Raw genomic sequence first — 19,419 nt, forward strand, 5'->3', positions numbered from 1 at the left:
GGCCAAGGCCCACCCCGAAACGGCATCGCCGCGCCCTGCCCGGGCCTTAGCGTTGCGCGGTGCGCAGCGGCGGGCGATAGAAGATGTGGCTGCCGATCCGCGTGGTCCGGGTAAAGCGCTTGGACCAGGTGGGCCGCACCGCAGGCGTGTGGAAATAGGTCGCCCCGTCGGTCAGGCCGCGCGGCGCGCCATCCAGCATCGCCTTGGCGATCTTGGCCACACGGTCATAGGCGCCGGGTTCGCGCACCCGGTCCGGCTTGCCATCGCAGACATAGGAAAACTGGCAGCCGCGCGCATTGCCCTGCTTGACCACGCCACAGACGGACCCGGGGAAGGCCGCATCATCGACACGGTTCAGGATCACCTCGGCGACCGCGACCTGACCGGCCAGCGATTCGCCGCGCGCCTCATGATACAGGGCCTCGGCCAGGCAGGTCAGTTCCGGCCCACCCGTCGGCGCGGGCTGGCTGGCCAGCCATTCCGCCGTGACTTCGGCGGGGGCGTTCTTCGATTTCACAGGTTTCGGCGCGTTGGAAATGGCCGCGATCCGGTTGGGTGCGACGGATTCAAAGGCCGAGCGTTCCTGGCCCAGAAGCGCGACCAGCCCCTGATCCACGCTTGCAGTGGGATCATTGGACTGGCTTACCGTGACTTCGGCACGCAAGCCTCCGGCCAAGGCCAGGAGGACGATCGCGCCCCCCGTCCAGCTTTTCAGCACTGACATGTTTACTTCCCGATAAGGACAAGCGCCCCGGCATCAGCCGCGACCGCAGCCGATTAACCGAAGCGACCCACAGAGTCCACCCAAGGGAAGCAAACAGCCCATTTCCGCCGTTAAAGCGGCGAAAATCTGCCGAAGCGGGCACCGCGAATCAGTGTGCTGTGCCTGTGGATCGGATACTCTCAAGACACTGTTAACGCCAGAGGAATCCGCAGAAAATCTTACGCGTCGCGGGCGGGTTTCGGGGCCAGCAGGGCAAAGTGTGCCGCCGCCAACCGTGCAACCGGAACGCGAAACGGCGAACAGGACACATAGTCGAATCCCGCCGCCCGGCAAAAGGCGATTGATTCGGGGTTGCCGCCATGTTCGCCGCAAACCGAAATCGTCACATCCGGCCGCGCCGCGCGCCCGCGCTGCGCACCGATCAGCAGCAGTTCGCCCACCCCTTCCACGTCGAGAATGTGGAAGGGATCCTCCAGATAGACCTTCTGCTTGACGTAAGACCCCATGAACCGCCCCGCATCGTCGCGCGACAGGCCATAGGTCATCTGCGTCAGGTCATTGGTGCCAAACGACAGGAAGGCCGCATGTTCCGCGATCTGCCCCGCCCGCAGGGCCGCGCGGGGCGTTTCCACCATCACGCCCAGACGATAGGTGAAATCGGTCTTGGTTTGTGTGCGCACGGCGGCCGCGACCGCGTCAATCCGGGTCTTGACGAGTTCCACCTCACGCTGGGCCGATACCAGCGGGATCATGATTTCCGGCACCACGGGCGCGCCACGGCGGCTGGCCTCGACCGTCGCCTCAAAGATGGCCTGCGCCTGCATTTCATAGATTTCGGGCACGGTGATGCCCAGCCGCACGCCGCGCATCCCCAGCATCGGGTTGAATTCCGACAGCGCCTCGACCCGGCGGGTCACGTCGGACAGGGGCCGGTCCAGCGCCTCGGCCAGTTCACGCATGCCTTCGCGATCATGGGGCAGGAATTCATGCAGCGGCGGGTCGAACAGCCGGATGGTGACCGGCAGGCCCGCCATGATGTCGAACAGCGCGGTGAAATCGTCGCGCTGCATCGGCAGCAGACGTTCCAGCGCGATGCGACGGTCATTGGCGGTGTCGGCAAAGATCATCTCGCGCATCACCGTCAGACGGTCTTCGTCAAAGAACATGTGTTCGGTGCGGCACAGGCCGATGCCCTCGGCCTCGAACATGCGGGCGGTGCGCGCGTCATCAGGGGTGTCGGCATTGGCGCGAATACCGATGTCGCGCACATTGTCGGCCCAGCGCAGCAGCGTGCGGAACCCCTCGTCCAGCGCGGGTTCCAGCATCGCGGCCTGGCCTGCCAGCACCTCGCCGTTGGTGCCGTCGACGGTGATCACCTCCCCCTCGCGGAAGATGCGCCCGTCGGGGCCGCGCAGGGTGCGTTCGCGCGGGTTCAGCTGGATTTCGGAACAGCCCACGATGCAGGGCAGGCCCAGCCCGCGCGCGATCACCGCGGCATGGCTGGTCATGCCGCCGCGTTCGGTCAGCACGGCCACGGCGGCATGCATGCCGCGAATGTCCTCGGGCGCGGTTTCGCGCCGCACCAGGATGCAAGGTTCATCCCGCGCCGCACTGGCCTGGGCCGCGGCCGAGGTAAAGACGATCCGCCCCGTCGCGGCGCCGGGGCTGGCGGCGATGCCGCGCGCGAACCGGTCGCGCGGGGCGCGCGGATCGACCTGATAATGCAACAGTTCCGACAGCGCGCGCGGTTCCACCCGCAACAGCGCCTCTTCGCGGGTGATGACCCCATCGCTGGCCAGCGCCACAGCGATCTTGACCGCCGCACGTGAAGAACGCTGCACCCGCACCGCGTCGATCACCGAGACCCGCCCATCGGACACCGCGAATTCCAGCTGCATTTCCTCGCGCAGCTTGACCCGGCAGGCCGCACCGTAGCGGGTCAGCTCGGCAAAGACCTCGGGCGCGGTTTCCTCGAGCGAGATACCGCGCGCATCGCGCGTCAGATACAGCGTCGCCACCGCGGCATTGCGGCCCTGGCTTTGGCCGCGAAAGCGCCCGATGATCTGGGGGCTGCCGGTCACGCTGTCGACGAATTGCATCGTGCCCGAGCCCGACAGGCCCGGCCCGATGGCCAGCGCCATGTCCTGCACCAGCAGGCCCAGCGTCGCCTCGGACGGGGCGCCCTTGGCCTGACGCAACAGCCGCGCGGTCGTGCCCTCCCAGGCGCGGGCCATGGAACGCAGCACCTCGGCCAGCTGGCGGGCGGGCGATTGGGGAAAGGCCTCGTCCGTCTCGGCCTGATAGGCGGCCAGCGCCGCCGCCAGCGCATGCGGCCCCGGACGGGCGGTGAACATATCGGGGTCAAGCCGCGCAACATGGGTGGCATAGCTTTGCACGAACCGCAGATAAAGCGCATCGGCCGCCTCGGCGCCGTGGGTCTGGGTCAGCCGGGCATGCATCGCATCGTTCATGCCGACGTTCAGAACCGTGCCCGGCCCCCCCCATTCCGGGTTCTCGGGGCTGGACCGGACCGACACCAGCAGCCCCGGGCCAAAGACCGCGGCAATCGCCTGGGTATCGGGCATCTGGCCCGCGGCGATGGCGCGGACGGTTTCCACCGGCAGCGCGACGGTGCGCGGCACGGGCAGGTCCAGCCGGATCAGCCGCTGCAGGCATTTCGCCCGCCAGCCATGCCGCGCGGTGCTGACCTCCGCCGCCGGCGTCAGTTCGACAAATTCCGTGACATCAGCATGTCTCTGCATTGCAGCAATCCCCGGGCCCCTTGCGCAGCATAGGCCGAAAGCGGGTCTTGGCAAGGCGCGATTTGCGCCACGTTCCGCCGGACCGCCCTGCCCCGCCACCTGCGCGCGTGGGTTCTGCGGAAGCCTCCGGCGGAGGTATTTTGGGCAAGATGAAAGCCCGTTTCACCTTGCTTCAAATACCTGCCCCGGTCGGGGCCGGCGCGGCGCCCGGGGTCAGCCCTCGATCCGGGTCAGATCGGCCACGGACAGGCAGATCTGGCGGATGCGCGACAGCAGGTTCAGCCGGTTGCGGCGCACGATCGGATTGTCGCTGTTGACCTGCACCGCCGTGAAGAAGGCATCGATCGGCGCGCGCAGGGCGGCCATCGCGGCCATCGCAGCGGCGAAATCCTCGGCCCCCATCGCCGGGGCAATCGCCGCCTCGGCGGTGTCGAGGGCGGCGAACAGCGCGCGTTCCTCATCGGTTTCGGCGAATTTCACATCGGCGCCAAAGCTGTATTCAACGCCATCCTTCACCTCGGCCTGGGTCAGGATGTTGTTGGCGCGCTTGAAGCCCTGGATCAGGTTCGGCCCGTCTTCGGTCTTGAGGAAAGCGGCCAGCGCCTCGGCCCGCTTGACCAGCAGTGTGAGGTCATCATTGCCCGGCATGGCCAGGCAAGCGTCGATCACGTCATGGCGGATGCCGGCGTCCTTGAGGTGGACCTTGAGGCGGTCGTGGAAGAAGGCGAGGAGGTCATTTGTTTTGTCTACGGTGGCATCCACCAATGACCGCACGACATCTTTTGACTGGAGTCTTCCTAAAGCATCGTCAAAAGCCGCCGCCTTGAGGCCATGCACCGCAGCTAACACCGCCGAGTCATCAACTTTTGGGAATTCCATCAGTCCGAGTTGGACAGTCGGATCTTGATTGATCTTCTGACGCACGAGTTCGTTTGCAATGCTTTTGAAGTAGATCACTGTTGGTTGGACGCGCGCCCCATTCCCCAGCACCAGCCGGATCACCCCCAGCGCGGCGCGGCGGAGCGCGAAGGGGTCTTTGGACCCCGTGGGCTTTTCGTCGATCGCCCAGAAGCCGGTCAGCGTGTCGATCTTGTCGGCCAGCGCCACGGCGACGGACACGGGTTCGGTCGGAACCTCATCGCTTGGCCCCAGGGGCGAATAATGCGCCTTGCAGGCATTTGCCACGGCGTCCGGCAGGCCGGCGGCGCGGGCGTAATAGCCGCCCATCACGCCCTGCAGTTCGGGGAATTCGCCGACCATCGCGGACCGCAGGTCGGCCTTGACCACGCGGGCGGCCTCGGCGGCCAGATCGGGCGAGGCGCCGACCATCGGGGCTATTTCACGTGCCAGCGCGGCGATGCGGGCGATGCGGTCGGCCTGGCTGCCCAGCTTGTTGTGGAAGGTGACGTTGGCCAGGCCCGCGCCCATGCCCTCGAGCCCTTCGGTCTTGACCATGCGCAGGTCGTTTTCCCAGAAGAAGCGCGCATCCGACAGACGCGCCGACAGCACCTTGAGGTTGCCCGCCAGGATCGTGGCGCCGTGGTCGGCGGTGTCGCGGTTGGCGACGGTGACAAAGCCCTCGATCCGCCCGGTTTTCGGGTTGCGGACGGAAAAGAACTTCTGGTGTTCCTTCATCGAGGTCTGCAGCACCTCGGGCGGCAGGCCCAGGAAATCGGGGGCGATGTCGCCCATCAGCACCACGGGCCATTCGACAAGGCCCGCCACCTCGGCCAGAAGGCCGGGGTCTTCGACCAGTTCAAGGCCGCGCGCGAAGGCCTGGGTCTGCGCATCGTGCAAGATGTGGGCTTCGCGTTCGGCGCTGTCCAACAGAACCTTGGCCGCGCGCAGTTTCGCGCGGTAGTCGTCAAACGAGGTGACGGCAAAGCGGCCCGGCGCCATGAAGCGATGGCCTTCGGTGGTGTTTCCGGCCGCAATCCCGTCGACGTTCAGCGGCACGACCTGCGCGCCGGCCTCATCCGACAGGAGGCACAGGATCGAATGCAGCGGGCGGACCCAGCGCAACGCCCCCGCGCCCCAGCGCATGGATTTCGGCCAGGGGAAGTTGCGGATCGTGGTTTCCAGCACCTCCGCCACGATTTCGGGCGCCTTGCGGCCGGGCTTTTCGATGACGGCGAAATAGACCTGGCCCTTCTTGTCGTCGCGCACCTCCAGCTGATCCAGCGTCAGGCCGGTTGAGCGCAAAAAGCCCTGCACCGCGGCCTCGGGCGCGGTGGTGGCGGGGCCCTTGCGTTCTTCGCGCAGGGTGGGGCTTTCGGCGGACAGCCCCTCAATCGTCAGGGTCAGGCGGCGCGGCGTGGAAAAGGCCCCGGCGGAGGCATAATGCAGCCCGGCATTCACCAGCCCGTCGGTCACCAGTTTCTTCAGATCCTCGCGCGCGCGGGCCTGCATCCGGGCCGGGATTTCCTCGGAGAAGAGTTCGATCAGAAGGTCGGCCATGTCACTTCCCCAATCATTTCTCGGCGTTTTCGTTCAGTTGGTGCCAGACAAAGGCCCGGCCATCGGGATAGACCGCGACCACGCGATCGACGCCGGGGCGGATTTCATGTTCCGACAGAAAGGCAACGGCGGCCCCGGTTTCCAGATCGGCACCGATACGCGCGGCATCAAAGCAGGAAAACCAGTTCGGCCCGTGCAAAGGCGTGGCGCCATCATAGACGGTGAAGGTTTCCGACAGCATGGCCAGCGACAGCGGCGTGCTAAAGCAGCCGCGGAACCGCAGGGGCGAGCTGTCGGCATCAATGCCTTCAAAACCTTCGGCCAGGATCGGTTCGGGCTGGCCGGTCACGGCCGAGGTCAGCCGGATTTCCGCCGCGGGCGCCGAGGCGGGCACGGGTTCGTAAAAGCCATAGACCTGCAGGTAATAGACCGCGACCCCTGCCACGACAGCGCTGAACACGATTGCACCCCCGACGATCTTGCCGTTCACGCCACTGCCCCGCCCGCTTCGGTGGTCACGAAGGCATCGGCGCATTTCTTGGCCAGCGCGCGCACCCGCCCGATATAGGCCTGGCGTTCGGTGACCGAGATCACGCCGCGCGCATCCAGCAGGTTGAACAGGTGGCTGGCCTTGATGCACTGGTCATAGGCGGGATGCGCCATCACGATCCGGCGGCCTGCGGCGTCGGTGTCATCAGCGGCCAGGATGCGTTCGCATTCGGCCTCGGCATCCTCGAAATGCTGCAACAGCATCGCGGTGTCGGCCTGATCAAAGTTCCAGCGGCTGTATTCCTGTTCGGTCTGGCGGAACACATCGCCGTATTTCAGCGCGATCGGCGCGGCGGGGTCGTTGAAGGGCATGTCCATCACATGGTCGATGCCCAGCACATACATCGCCAGCCGTTCCAGCCCATAGGTCAGTTCACCCGCGACGGGGCGGCAATCATGCCCGCCGACCTGCTGGAAATAGGTGAATTGCGACACTTCCATGCCATCGCACCAGACCTCCCACCCCAGGCCCCAGGCGCCAAGGGTCGGGCTTTCCCAGTCATCCTCGACAAAGCGGATATCGTGCAGCGCCAGATCGATGCCGATCGCCTCAAGGCTGCCCAGATACAGCGCCTGCAGATCCGGCGGGCTGGGTTTGATCAGCACCTGATACTGGTAATAATGCTGCAAGCGGTTGGGGTTTTCGCCATAGCGCCCGTCCGTCGGGCGGCGCGAGGGCTGGACATAGGCCGCGGCCCAGGGTTTGGACCCCAGCGCGCGCAGCGTGGTCGCGGGGTGAAAGGTGCCGGCGCCGACCTCCATGTCATAGGGTTGCAGCACAGCGCAGCCCTTCGACGCCCAATAGGCCTGCAGGCGCAGGATGATTTCCTGAAAGGAACGCGGGGCAGCGGGCGAAGGGGACATGGGGCACCTCTGGCTGAAAGCGCCCCTTCCTTATGCAAGGGGCCGGTCAGGGTCAACGGGGTCCACCGGGGATGGCAGGGGTCGGGGCTGCGCATTTTGGGGTGACGCCGCTGGCGATCCTGCTAATTTGCGCCCGCAGAATGGGTGGTGCAAAGGGGTTTGGGCGATGAAGGCAGGATGGGGTGTGACCTCGGCGGTGCTGGGGCTGTGGCTGTCGACGGCGCTGGGCGGCGCGGCGCTGGCCGAGGCCTGGGTGCAGATCGAAGCGAAACCCTCGCTGCGCGAAGCCGAGGCGCGGGCGCGCGACTGGGCGGCGGGTTTGCCCGATGTGGCGGGCCATGCCATGTCCACCGGCTGGTATGCCATCGCGCTGGGCCCCTTTGCCGATGCCGGAACCGCCGAAAGCCGCCTGCGTGTGCTGCGCGGCGAAGGGCTGATCCCGGCGGACAGCTATGTTTCGGACGGGCGCAACTATCGCCAGCAGTTCTGGCCCGTGGCCGGTGCCCGCCCCGCCCCTGCCGCAGCGCCCGAAGCCACGCCCGCCCTTGTAGCGGAATCGGTGGCGGAACCGGCGGCAGAGCCGGTCGAAACCCTGGCCCGGTCGCGCGAGATCGAGGCGGCGCTAACGGGTGCCGAACGCGCAGACATTCAGACCGCGCTGCAATGGCAGGGCCATTATACCGGCGCGATCGACGGCGCCTTCGGGCGTGGCACGCGGGCCGCGATTTCGGCCTGGCAGGGCGCCAACGGCCATCCTGAAACTGGGGTGCTGTCCACAGCCCAGCGCGCGGCCCTGCTGGAACGCTGGCAGGCCGAACGTGACGCGCTTGGCCTGGCCCCGGTCGAGGATGCCGAGGCGGGCATCGCCATCGACCTGCCGCTGGGGCTTGTGGAATTCGACCATTACGAACCGCCCTTTGTGCATTACCGCGAAAAGGATGGCTCGGGTGTGCGGGTGCTGCTGATTTCGCGCCCCGGCGATGGCGCGGCGCTGGAGGCGCTTTACACCGTGATGCAGGGCCTAGAAATCGTCCCGCCCGAGGGGGATCGGCGCCGCGACCGTGCGGGCTTTGTGCTGACCGGGCAGGATGGGCGCATCCATTCCCATACCGAGGTGCGGTTGCAGGGCGGGCTGATCAAGGGCTTCACGCTGGTCTATCCCGCGCAGGATGCCGCGCGTATGGGCCGGGTGCTGGCCGCGATGCGCGACAGCTTCCGCCCGGTGGGCACGCGCGCGCTGGATGAAGGGCTGGGCCAGCCGCTGGCGCTGGACCGCGGCGCGATGCTGGCGGGGCTGGACCTGCGCCGCCCGCTGCGCGCGCAATCGGGGTTCTACATCACCGACAAGGGCGCGGTGCTGACCGCGGACCAGGGCGTGGCGCAATGCGGGCGCGTGACCATCGACGGGGTCGAGGCCGATCTGGCCTTTGCCGATCCAGCCGCGGGCATTGCCGTGCTGACCCCGCGCGCGCCGCTGGCGCCTGCGGCGGTGGCCGGCCTGCGCGCCAGCCCCCCCCGCCCCGGTTCCGAAATCGCGGTTGCGGGCTATTCCTACCCCGAGGCGCTGTCGGCGCCGGTTCTGACCTTCGGGCGCCTGTCCGACCTGACCGGCCTGAACGGCGAGCCGGGCCTGGCGCGGCTGGCCGCGACCACGCTGCCCGGCGATGCGGGCGGGCCGGTTCTGGATGGCACCGGCGCGGTGATCGCCATCCTGATACCGCAGGCCCAGGGGGATGGGAAACTTTTGCCCCCCGATCTGTCGCTGGCGCGCCAGTTTGACGCGATCGCGCCGCTTTTGGCCGAACGCGGCTTTGCCCCCGCCCCGGCCCAAGACGCGGGCACCCGCGCAGCCGAGGATCTGGGCGCGCTGGCGCGTGACATGACGGTGCGGGTCGACTGCTGGGAATGACCGGCGGCGGCGCTAGTTGCGCCAGAAACGCGGCAGCAGCAGCACGAAGACCGACAGCAGTTCCAGCCGGCCCAGGAACATGCCCAGGATCATCAGCCATTTCGCGCTGGTGGGAAAGGCGTTGACCGCGCCATTGCCCGACACCTCGGGGCCCCAGGCGGGACCGACATTGGCGATCGCGGTCCAGGCGGCGGTCATCGCGGTCTTGGGGTTCAGCCCGGTCAGCGACAAGCCCACGATCAGCAGACCGAAGGTCAGGATGAAAAAGGAAAAGAACGCGATGACCGAGTTCACCACCTCATCATCCACCGGACGGCCGTCATAGCGCACGGGTTCCACCCGATGCGGGCTGTGCAGGCGGCGGATCTGGGCCTTCACCGCCTCGAACAGGATCAGATAGCGGAACACCTTGACCGAACAGCCGGTGGACGCCGTGCAGCCCCCGATCAGCCCCACAACGATCAGCACGACAAAGGCCATGTGGCCCCATTTCGTCACATCCTCGGACGCGAAACCCGTGCCGGTGAAGGTGGATACGACGTTAAAGGTGACCTCGCGCAGCGTGGGCAAAAAGGCCGCCTCGTGGCGCAGCAAGCGATAGGCCACGATCACCCCGATCGCATAGGCGTTCCAGCGCAGGAAGGCGCGCACCTGCGGGTCGCGCCACAGCGGCGTGGCGTGACCTTGGGTCAACTGCACAAAGCGGATGAAGGGCAACGCCGCCAGGATCATGAAAACCGCCGCCGCATATTCCGCAGGCCCGCTATAGACCCCGAAGCTGGCGTCATAATTGGAAAACCCGCCCGTGCTGAGCGTGGTCAAGGCATGCACCACCGCATCGAACGACGTCATGCCCAGCCCCGCATAGACCGCCGCGCAAATCACCGTCAGCGCCACATAGATGCGGATCATCGCGGTCGCGATATCCTTGGCGCGCGGCAGGATCTTGCCCAGCGTGTCGAACCCCTCGGACCGGAAATACTGCATGCCGCCGACCTTCATCACCGGCAGAAAGATCATCGCCACGATCACGATCCCCAGCCCCCCCAGCCATTGCAGGATCGCGCGCCACAGGTTGGTGCCTGCGGGCAGGTCATCCAGGCTTGGAAAGGCGGTGGTGCCGGTGGTGGTGACGCCCGACATCGCCTCGAAATAGGCGTCGGTAAAGCTGACGCCGGGGGCGCCGATCACAAAGGGCAGCGCCCCGAACAGCGGCAGCGCCAGCCAGACCCCGCTGGTCAGCACAAAGCTTTGCTGCAGGCTTAATGTCCCGCGCAGCGCGTTCGAGGACGCCATCGCCACCAACCCGCCCGCCAGGACCGATATGATCGCGGCTTCCAGAAAGGCGCGCCAATGCGGATCGCCGCGCTGCAGATCCACCGCCATGGGCACCAGCATCGCCACCCCAAGGGCGGCGATCAGCAGGCCAATGACATATCCCACGGGGCGAAGGTCGATCATGGCCCTTGCTTGCCCACGCGCCCGTGCGCCTGTCAAGGCCGCGCAGCACGGGGCGCGGCGCGGCACAGCGGGGCCGAATGCCACAGGAATTGAAAGATTCTGTTACAATCTGAAAATTTCCCTCTTGCGCTGCGCTGCAGCACCGCTAGCGTTCGCCGCGAAATTCACCTGGGAGGGGGGCCACCCATGTTTCGCAAGATCCTGATCGCCAATCGCGGCGAAATCGCCATTCGCGTGATGCGCGCCGCCAATGAGCTGGGCAAGAAGACCGTCGCCGTCTATGCCGAGGAAGACAAGCTGGGCCTGCACCGTTTCAAGGCCGATGAGGCCTATCGCATCGGCGAAGGGCTGGGCCCGGTGGCAGCCTATCTGAGCATACCCGAAATCATCCGGGTGGCGAAACTGTCGGGCGCGGATGCGATCCACCCGGGCTATGGCCTTTTGTCGGAAAACCCCGAATTCGTCGAGGCCTGCGCCGCAGCCGGCATCGCCTTCATCGGCCCGCGCGCCGAAACCATGCGTGCGCTGGGCGACAAGGCCAGCGCCCGGCGCGTGGCGATCGCCGCGGGCGTCCCCGTGATCCCCGCGACCGAGGTGCTGGGCGATGATTTCGACGCGATCAAGACCGAGGCGGCCCAGGTCGGCTATCCCTTGATGCTCAAGGCCAGCTGGGGCGGCGGCGGGCGCGGCATGCGCCCGATCATGGGCCCCGACGAGCTGATCGAAAAGGTCCGCGAGGGCCGGCGCGAGGCCGAGGCCGCCTTTGGCAATGGCGAGGGCTATCTGGAAAAGATGATCCTGCGCGCCCGCCACGTCGAGGTGCAGTTGCTGGGCGACCTGCACGGCGGGCTTTATCACCTGTTCGAACGCGACTGCACCGTGCAGCGGCGCAACCAGAAGGTCGTCGAACGCGCCCCCGCCCCCTATCTGAACGCGGACCAGCGCGCCGAGGTCTGTGAACTTGCGCTGAAGATCGGTCGCGCGGTGGGGTATCAAAACGCAGGCACGGTCGAATTCCTGATGGATATGGACACCGGCCGGTTCTACTTTATCGAGGTGAACCCGCGCGTGCAGGTCGAGCATACCGTCACCGAGGAAGTGACCGGCATCGACATCGTGCAATCGCAGATCCGCATCGCCGAGGGCGCCACCCTGGCCGAGGCCACCGGCCATGCCCGGCAAGAGGACATCACCCTGTCGGGTCATGCGGTGCAGTGCCGGGTCACGACCGAAGATCCGCAAAACAACTTCATCCCCGATTATGGCCGCATCACCGCCTATCGGTCCGCCACCGGCATGGGCATCCGGCTGGATGGCGGCACGGCCTATGCGGGGGGCGTGATCACGCGCTATTACGATTCGCTTCTGGTCAAGGTCACCGCTTGGGCGCAGACGCCCGAACAGGCGATTTCCCGGATGGACCGGGCCTTGCGCGAATTCCGCATCCGCGGCGTTTCGACGAATATCGACTTCGTCATCAACCTGCTGAAACACCCGGTGTTTCTGAACGACACCTATACGACTAAGTTCATCGACACCACGCCCGAGCTGTTCCAGTTCAAGACCCGCCGCGACCGGGCGACCAAGATCCTGACCTATATCGCCGACATCACGGTGAACGGGCATCCCGAAACCGCAGGCCGCCCCAAACCGCCCGCCGAGGCGCGCGTGCCCCGCGCCCCCGCCCCGCGGGCGCCGGTGCAACCCGGCACCCGCGACCTGCTGGATCGGCAGGGCCCGCAGGCGGTGGCCGACTGGATGGCCGCGCAGTCGCGCGTTCTGATCACCGACACCACAATGCGCGACGGCCATCAGTCGCTGCTGGCGACCCGGATGCGCTCGATCGACATGATCCAGGCCGCGCCCGCCTATGCGGCCAATCTGCCGGGCCTGTTCTCGGTCGAATGCTGGGGCGGCGCCACCTTTGACGTGGCCTATCGCTTCTTGCAGGAATGCCCCTGGCAGCGCCTGCGCGACATCCGCGCGGCCATGCCCAACATCATGACGCAGATGTTGCTGCGCGCGTCGAACGGCGTGGGCTATACCAACTATCCCGACAATGTGGTGCGCTTTTTCGTGCAGCAGGCGGCCAGGTCCGGGGTCGATGTGTTCCGCGTCTTTGACAGCCTGAACTGGGTTGAAAACATGCGCGTCGCGATGGATGCGGTGCTGGAGGCGAACAAGCTGTGCGAAGGCACGATCTGCTACACCGGCGACATCCTTGACCCCGACCGCGCGAAATACGACCTCAACTATTACGTCGCGATGGGGCGCGATCTGCGGGCCGCGGGCGCGCATGTGCTGGGCCTGAAGGATATGGCGGGGCTGTTGAAGCCCGCCGCCGCGCGCGTGCTGATCCGCGCGCTGAAAGAAGAGGTCGGCCTGCCGATCCACTTCCACACCCATGACACCAGCGGCATCGCGGGCGCCACGGTTCTGGCCGCCTGCGACGCGGGCGTGGATGCGGTGGATGGCGCGATGGATGCCTTCTCGGGCGGCACCTCGCAGCCCTGCTTGGGGTCGATCGTCGAGGCGCTGCGCCATACCGACCGCGACACGGGCCTTGATATCGGCGCGATCCGCGAACTGTCGAACTATTGGGAAGGCGTGCGCCATCAGTATCGCGCCTTTGAATCCGGGCTCGAGGCGCCGGCGTCCGAGGTTTATCTGCACGAAATGCCCGGCGGGCAGTTCACCAACCTCAAGGCGCAGGCCCGCAGCCTGGGCCTGGAAGACCGCTGGCATGAGGTGGCTCAGGCCTATGCCGACGCCAACCGCATGTTCGGCGATATCGTCAAGGTCACGCCTTCGTCCAAGGTGGTGGGCGACATGGCGTTGATGATGGTGGCGCAGGGCCTGTCACGCGACCAGGTCGAAAGCCCCGCCGTGGATGTGGCCTTCCCCGATTCGGTGGTGGACATGCTGCGCGGCAATCTGGGCCAACCGCCCGGGGGCTGGCCCGAAGCGATCACGCGCAAGGTGCTGAAGGGGGAAACGCCTTCGACCGACCGCCCCGGCGCGCATCTGCCGCCCGTGGACCTGGAAGAAACCCGCGCGAAACTGTCGGCGGAACTGAACGGCTATGCGGTGGATGACGAGGATCTGGCCGGTTACCTGATGTATCCCAAGGTGTTCCTGGATTACATGGGCCGGCACCGGCTTTATGGCCCGGTCCGCACGCTGCCCACGCCGGTCTTCTTCTACGGGATGGAACCGGGCGCCGAAATCACCGCCGAGATCGACCCCGGCAAGACGCTGGAAATCCGCTTCCAGACGCTGGGCGAAACCGATGACACGGGCGAGGTGAAGGTCTTCTTCGAACTGAACGGCCAGCCGCGCACCGTGCGTGTGCCCAACCGCGCCGTGAAGGCCAAGACCGCCGCCAAACCCAAGGCGCAGGACGGCAACCCCGCCCATATTGGCGCGCCGATGCCGGGCTCGGTCGCATCCGTCGCGGTCAGCGTGGGGCAAAAGGTCAACGCGGGCGATCTGCTGCTGACGATCGAGGCGATGAAGATGGAAACCGGCCTGCATGCCGACCGCCCCGCCACCGTCAAGGCGCTGCACGTCCATGCCGGCAGCCAGATCGACGCCAAAGACCTGCTGATCGAACTGGACTGACCCGCGGCGCAAGGCTGGGCGGGGGTTAGCCTTCTGTTAGCACCCTTGCCCTAGCCTCTGCCCCGGGGTCATCGGGGTGGTGTGATGAGGCGGGATTCGACATCCGGGGCCGAGGCGGCCCTGATCGAAAGGTGATTCTGGCGCTGGGCAACATGCGCGCGGCGCTGGAATGGTTCGCAATGGCTGGCCCACAGGAAACGGCGGGGGCCGCACCCGCCACGGGCGCGCGGGCGCGGCCGCTGCTGGGGCTGGACCGTCTGGATCGGCAGCTGGAAGAGGTTGAAGATGCCGCCTGGCGCGTTCTGGCCGCGCTGCAACAGGCTGGGGCGGAACCGTCGGGAACCGCGCGGGCCGGGGCTTTGGGCGGGGCTGTTCCGGGGCGTTCCGTCACCCGCGACGGGGTATCCGACGGCGGGCTTTGCGGGGGCAGCGCGGCGGCGGGCGCGGAATGCGCCCAGCACGATCCGGCCCCGGTCTTCATATCGCGCCGCGCCGCCGGTCGCCGCGCCTAGCGCCCGGGCAACGGCACAGGCACGGGGCACAGGCTCAGGCGGCGGGGCACAGATCGCGGGTCTTCAGCGCGCCCGCCTCGATCAGGCCCGCCAGCGCCTGCGCGCGGTCATCATCCAGCAGGTCAAGATACCCGCCCTGCCCCATCGCCTGCCCGCCCACCGCAGGCGCCGCGATTGCCGGGCCTTCGGCGCCCGGGCACAGGATGCGCGCGCCGGTATTGGCAAAGACCACCTCTGCCTGCGCAAAGACCGGCGTGATGATCTGGCGCGGCGCGCTTTGGCGTTGCCGGGTGATGCCCAGACTGCCCACCAGCGCCCCGGCCCGGACCAGCGCCAGCGGATGGCCCAGAACCTCGGCTGCGGCGGCGCTTTCCAGCAAGATCAGCTGGTCGGGCGCCAGCCACAGGTCGGAACACAGGCCCAGCACCCCGCCCGGCAGATGGATCATCGTCGCCTCGGCCCCCACCGGCAACAGCCAGCGCGTGGTGATCGCCCGGATCGGTGCCAGCCCGCCATCCCAGGTCTGCACCGCCATGCCCGGCTGCAGCGACTCGACCGGCAGCCAGCCGGAGCCGGTTTCCACCAGCGCACCGGCGGCAATGCCGCCCTGCGGGGCCGCAATGGGGCGGGGCACGGGCGCCAGGGCGGGTGCAATGGCGGGCGCAATCATTTCGGCCCCGACGAAAGCGATCTGAGGATGCATGAACATGGCAGGTCTCCGAACTCTGGCGCGCCGGATGCGGCGCGGGTTGTGGTTGCGGCCGCTGGTCTGTCGTCCCGGCCCATGACCACAGAAAGCACCCGGAATTCGCCATTATTTCGACACGGCTGCGTCACCCCTAGGGCACTTTTGCCGCAACGGTTTCAATCGTCGCTTCCACCGCACATTCGCCGCGCCTGGGCATCGCGTTTCATCTTTCCCTAACCATGCCGCCCAGCCCCCTGCCCCGGTTCCCGAATCCTCTGCAGAATCGTCCGCCGCAAAGCGCTGCGAAAAAATTTTCGCCGAAACATCATTTTTCCCCTTGCAGCCCCCGCCGGGGATTTGTAAATCCCGCTCCACCGAAGGGGACGCTGCAAGGCAGAACCGGACGGGCCGGACGGAACGCTGCAAGGCGGACCAGATGGAATGGAGTGCGGGCGTAGCTCAGGGGTAGAGCATAACCTTGCCAAGGTTAGGGTCGTGAGTTCGAATCTCATCGCCCGCTCCAAATCAAAACGGGCGCCGGAAACGGCGCCCTTTTGATTTTCCGCCCCCTTTCCCTGCCGCCCCCCGCCGCCTATAACGGCGCCACAGCATCGGAGGCGCCTCATGCGGACAGCGACCATCACGCGCAACACGGCCGAAACGCAGATCACCGTGACGGTGAACCTGGACGGGACCGGGGCCTATGACAACAAGACCGACGTGGGGTTCTTTGACCACATGCTGGACCAGCTGGCGCGCCATTCTTTGATCGACCTGACGATCCGGGCGGCGGGCGATCTGCACATCGACGATCACCACACGGTGGAAGACACCGGGATCGCGCTGGGTCAGGCGCTGACGCAGGCGCTGGGCGACAAGCGCGGCATCCGCCGTTACGGCCATTTCGCGCTGGCGATGGATGACACGCAGGTCGCCTGCGCGCTGGACCTGTCGGCGCGGCCCTTCCTGGTCTGGAACCTGGATTTTCCGACGCAGAAGATAGGCACCTTCGACACCGAACTGGTGCGCGAATTCTTTCAGGCGCTATCCTCCCACGGCGGCATCACGCTGCATGTGGACCGCGTGCACGGCTTCAACAGCCACCACCTGGCCGAGGCCGCCTTCAAGGCGGTGGCGCGCGCGCTGCGCATGGCGGTGGAACCCGATCCGCGCATGGGGGGGGTTCTGCCCTCGACCAAGGGGGCGCTGTGATGCTGACGGCGCTGGTCGATTACGATTCGGGCAACCTGCATTCGGCGGAAAAGGCGTTTCAGCGCATGGCGGTCGAGGTCGACGGGGGCGAGATCCTGGTGACCTCGCGCCCCGAGGATGTGGCCCGGGCCGACCGGATCGTGCTGCCGGGCGACGGTGCCTTTCCGGCGTGTCGGCAGGCGCTGGACGACTTCGCCGGCCTTTATGCGGCGATCGAAGAGGCCGTGCGCGTCAAGGGCAAGCCGTTCCTGGGCATCTGCGTCGGCATGCAGATGCTGGCCAGCTGGGGCCGCGAATATCGCGACACGCCCGGTTTCGGCTGGATCCCCGGCGAGGTGGTGCGCATCACGCCCTCCGACCCCGGCCTGAAGGTGCCGCACATGGGCTGGAACGATCTGGTGATCGACCACCCCCACCCGGTGCTGGACGGAATCGCCACGGGCGATCACGCCTATTTCGTGCATTCCTATCACTTCAAGGTGGACAACCCCGCCCATCTGCTGGCCCATGCCGATTACGCCGGCCCCATCACCGCGATCGTGGGCGAGGGCAACATCGTCGGCACCCAGTTCCACCCGGAAAAAAGCCAGGCCACGGGGCTGCGGCTGATCGGCAATTTCCTGCGCTGGGCGCCCTGACGCGGCGGGCGCGGCCTAATCCAGCCGCGTCCAGTCCTGCGACTTGCACAAAAGCCCGCCCGCCACGCAGCCCGACAGCTTCATGCGCTTGCCCGACAGGGTGATCTTGCCGGTGTAGATCTTGTCATTCGCGGGCCTCCAGACCTTGCCCTCATATTTCCCACCGCCCTTCGGGGCCATGTCGATCACGATCTGCCGCCCGACATTGTCCGAGCGATATTCCGCACCATCGCGGAAACTGCGCGCGATCACACCGCAGTAATTCGCCCCGCAGGGCGCGATGCGGACATGGGCATAGGCCCCGTCATCCGATTGCGTCTGCCACAGCCCCTCGATCGGCTCTGCCGCGGCCGCCCCCGCGCCCAACACAGCCAGTGCCGCCCATATCCAGATCTTCATGCAAAACCCTCCCCGGTTGCGAGATGCCATCTGGCCATGCCCCCGCTGCGCGCGGCAAGCGTGACGTGGCGTTGCCCCCGGCCCCCGCGGGGGCTTTGCATTCCCCCCGCCCCTGTGGCATGACGCGCCAACCCCGCCGCCCAACCCATCGGAGGCCCCATGATCCTGTACCCCGCCATCGACCTGAAAGACGGCCAATGCGTCCGCCTTCTGCACGGAGACATGGACAAGGCCACCGTCTTCGGCGACGACCCTGCCGCCCAGGCCGCCAAGTTCGAGGCCGCGGGCTGCGAATGGGTCCACCTTGTCGATCTGAACGGCGCCTTCGCGGGCGAGCCGGTGAACGCCGCGGCGGTTGAGGCGATCCTGGCCCGGATCAAGGTGCCCGCGCAACTTGGCGGCGGCATCCGCGACATGGCCACGGTCGAACGCTGGCTGTCCAAGGGCCTTTCCCGCGTGATCCTGGGCACCGTCGCGGTGGAAAACCCCGACCTCGTGCGCCGGGCCGCGCGCGCCTTCCCCGGCCAGGTCGCCGTGGGGATCGACGCGCGCAACGGTCGCGTCGCCACCAAGGGCTGGGCCACGGAAACCGATGTCATGGTCACCGACCTGGCCCGCAGCTTCGAAGATGCCGGCGTCGCCGCGATCATCTACACCGACATCAACCGCGACGGCGCCATGACCGGCCCCAATATCGAGGCGACCGAGGCGCTGGCCCGCGCCGTCACCATCCCGGTGATCGCCTCGGGCGGGGTATCGTCACTGGCCGACCTGATCGCGCTGCGCGACACCGGCGTGATCGCGGGCGCAATCTCGGGCCGCGCGCTTTACGATGGCGCCATCGACCTGACGGCGGCACTGGCAGCGCTGAAGGCCTAATCCTTCTACTTGGCCAAAATACTCCGGGGGTGCGGGGGCAGCCAGCCCCTAAGATAAATGTTGATCCAACGCCCCGCCCTCGATAGGCTTGGGGTAATTCTTGATTTGATTTCAATGGATTGGCGTTGTGAAAAACGGGACCGGAGGCACTCAACCCCCGAAGAATTCTTCGAGAGTTGCAAAGCGGCGGCTCCCTGCAACCGTGGGTGGATTTTCCGTCAATGTCTGCCGCAACTGTCAATGCGACCTTTACGGCGTCCAGCCCGACCCTATGGACGGCCGCGGTCGCCGCGGAAAGAAGCCCAATCAACCTCGCGGAAACATCCTTGCGGACGGGAGCGAGCGGAGCTTCCAGTGTGGGTCCTGCGGCGTTCGTATCTCCGTTAAATCCAATCGCGCGATCGCTGAAGAATACGCGCGACTTTCAAGGCTTCATAGGCGAACAGATAGGGAGCGATGCCGGAACTCGTCCTGCGAGAATGCCCGCGTGTCCCGAATATTGATGCCTTCGGCTTATCGGTCTTTCGGCAAGACTGCCAAAGGAGCGCCCAGGTTCCAATGCAAAGCCTGTGGATCCACCTTCTCCACAGGCTTGCCGACCAGGCGGCACAAGCAAACTGACAAGACCGGGGTCGTGCTGCGCGCACTTCTCAACAAACCCCCTCTATGGCCTGCTACCGGTTTCGTGGACAGCAGGTTAAGCTAGCATAGCGCGTGCCTCGAACTCCATGGGGCTGATGTAGC

Annotated in this window: 14 protein-coding genes and 1 tRNA gene; 7 read left to right on the plus strand and 8 right to left on the minus strand. The window is 66.6% G+C overall.

From position 1 onward, the window contains the following. Positions 1–46: 46 nt before the first annotated feature. The 5 genes from MXB90_RS08695 to MXB90_RS08715 form a co-directional block, all read right to left on the minus strand. Complete coding sequence (locus tag MXB90_RS08695) at positions 47–724, minus strand: cell wall hydrolase (protein WP_250043675.1); 678 nt, start codon at positions 722–724, stop codon at positions 47–49. Positions 725–942: 218 nt separating this feature from the next. After that, the gene (locus MXB90_RS08700; protein ID WP_250043677.1) at positions 943–3,486 is read right to left on the minus strand and encodes a putative PEP-binding protein; all 2,544 of its coding nucleotides are present in this window, start codon (positions 3,484–3,486) and stop codon (positions 943–945) included. A 213-nt stretch (positions 3,487–3,699) separates the two neighbouring features. Beyond that, positions 3,700–5,943, minus strand: a complete 2,244-nt coding sequence (glyS, locus tag MXB90_RS08705) for a glycine--tRNA ligase subunit beta (RefSeq protein WP_250043679.1) — start codon at positions 5,941–5,943, stop codon at positions 3,700–3,702. Between the two features lie 13 nt (positions 5,944–5,956). Continuing rightward, positions 5,957–6,433: a DUF6446 family protein gene (locus tag MXB90_RS08710; protein WP_250043681.1), complete on the minus strand. Its 477-nt coding sequence runs from the start codon at positions 6,431–6,433 to the stop codon at positions 5,957–5,959. Beyond that, positions 6,430–7,356 (minus strand): glycine--tRNA ligase subunit alpha, encoded by a 927-nt coding sequence (locus MXB90_RS08715; RefSeq protein WP_250043683.1) that lies wholly within the window; start codon positions 7,354–7,356, stop codon positions 6,430–6,432. Before MXB90_RS08715 ends, MXB90_RS08710 begins: the two co-directional genes overlap by 4 nt. Before the next feature lie 166 nt (positions 7,357–7,522). Here MXB90_RS08715 and MXB90_RS08720 point away from each other — a divergent pair, with 166 nt between their 5' ends. Then, positions 7,523–9,265 (plus strand): serine protease, encoded by a 1,743-nt coding sequence (locus MXB90_RS08720; protein ID WP_250043685.1) that lies wholly within the window; start codon positions 7,523–7,525, stop codon positions 9,263–9,265. Between the two features lie 12 nt (positions 9,266–9,277). On the opposite strand, the gene MXB90_RS08725 is transcribed toward MXB90_RS08720, so the two are convergent. Next, entirely contained in the window at positions 9,278–10,726 is a 1,449-nt protein-coding gene (locus MXB90_RS08725; protein ID WP_250043687.1) for a TrkH family potassium uptake protein, read from the minus strand. A gap of 186 nt (positions 10,727–10,912) precedes the next feature. Between MXB90_RS08725 and MXB90_RS08730 the strand changes: the two genes are divergently transcribed. Together MXB90_RS08730 and MXB90_RS08735 are read left to right on the plus strand one after the other, a co-directional pair. Continuing rightward, positions 10,913–14,347, plus strand: coding sequence for a pyruvate carboxylase (locus MXB90_RS08730; RefSeq protein WP_250043688.1), 3,435 nt, complete (start codon positions 10,913–10,915; stop codon positions 14,345–14,347). A gap of 131 nt (positions 14,348–14,478) precedes the next feature. After that, positions 14,479–14,859 carry a hypothetical protein gene (locus MXB90_RS08735; RefSeq protein WP_250043691.1) on the plus strand — a complete coding sequence of 127 codons (381 nt, stop codon included), beginning with the start codon at positions 14,479–14,481 and terminating at the stop codon, positions 14,857–14,859. Positions 14,860–14,893: 34 nt separating this feature from the next. Here MXB90_RS08735 and MXB90_RS08740 read toward each other — a convergent pair whose 3' ends face one another. Further along, entirely contained in the window at positions 14,894–15,568 is a 675-nt protein-coding gene (locus MXB90_RS08740) for a Hint domain-containing protein (protein ID WP_250043692.1), read from the minus strand. A gap of 427 nt (positions 15,569–15,995) precedes the next feature. On the opposite strand from MXB90_RS08740, the gene MXB90_RS08745 reads away from it, so the two are divergent. From MXB90_RS08745 to hisH, 3 genes are all read left to right on the plus strand, one after another. After that, positions 15,996–16,070, plus strand: a tRNA-Gly gene (locus MXB90_RS08745). 101 nt (positions 16,071–16,171) lie between these two features. After that, a complete protein-coding gene (gene hisB / locus MXB90_RS08750; RefSeq protein ID WP_250043695.1) occupies positions 16,172–16,759 on the plus strand; it encodes an imidazoleglycerol-phosphate dehydratase HisB in 588 nt (195 codons plus the stop codon). Further along, positions 16,759–17,397, plus strand: a complete 639-nt coding sequence (hisH, locus tag MXB90_RS08755) for an imidazole glycerol phosphate synthase subunit HisH (RefSeq protein WP_250043697.1) — start codon at positions 16,759–16,761, stop codon at positions 17,395–17,397. The genes hisB and hisH overlap by 1 nt, the downstream gene beginning before the upstream one ends. Before the next feature lie 15 nt (positions 17,398–17,412). Here hisH and MXB90_RS08760 read toward each other — a convergent pair whose 3' ends face one another. Beyond that, entirely contained in the window at positions 17,413–17,796 is a 384-nt protein-coding gene (locus tag MXB90_RS08760; protein ID WP_250043699.1) for a DUF2147 domain-containing protein, read from the minus strand. A 159-nt stretch (positions 17,797–17,955) separates the two neighbouring features. Between MXB90_RS08760 and hisA the strand changes: the two genes are divergently transcribed. Beyond that, on the plus strand, positions 17,956–18,675 hold the full coding sequence (gene hisA / locus MXB90_RS08765; RefSeq protein WP_250043701.1) for a 1-(5-phosphoribosyl)-5-[(5-phosphoribosylamino)methylideneamino]imidazole-4-carboxamide isomerase: 720 nt from the start codon (positions 17,956–17,958) through the stop codon (positions 18,673–18,675). The last annotated feature ends 744 nt before the right edge of the window (positions 18,676–19,419 follow it).

The sequence above is a fragment of the Phaeovulum molybdatiresistens genome, from assembly GCF_023544865.1.
In the GTDB taxonomy this organism is placed as follows: Bacteria; Pseudomonadota; Alphaproteobacteria; order Rhodobacterales; family Rhodobacteraceae; genus Pontitalea.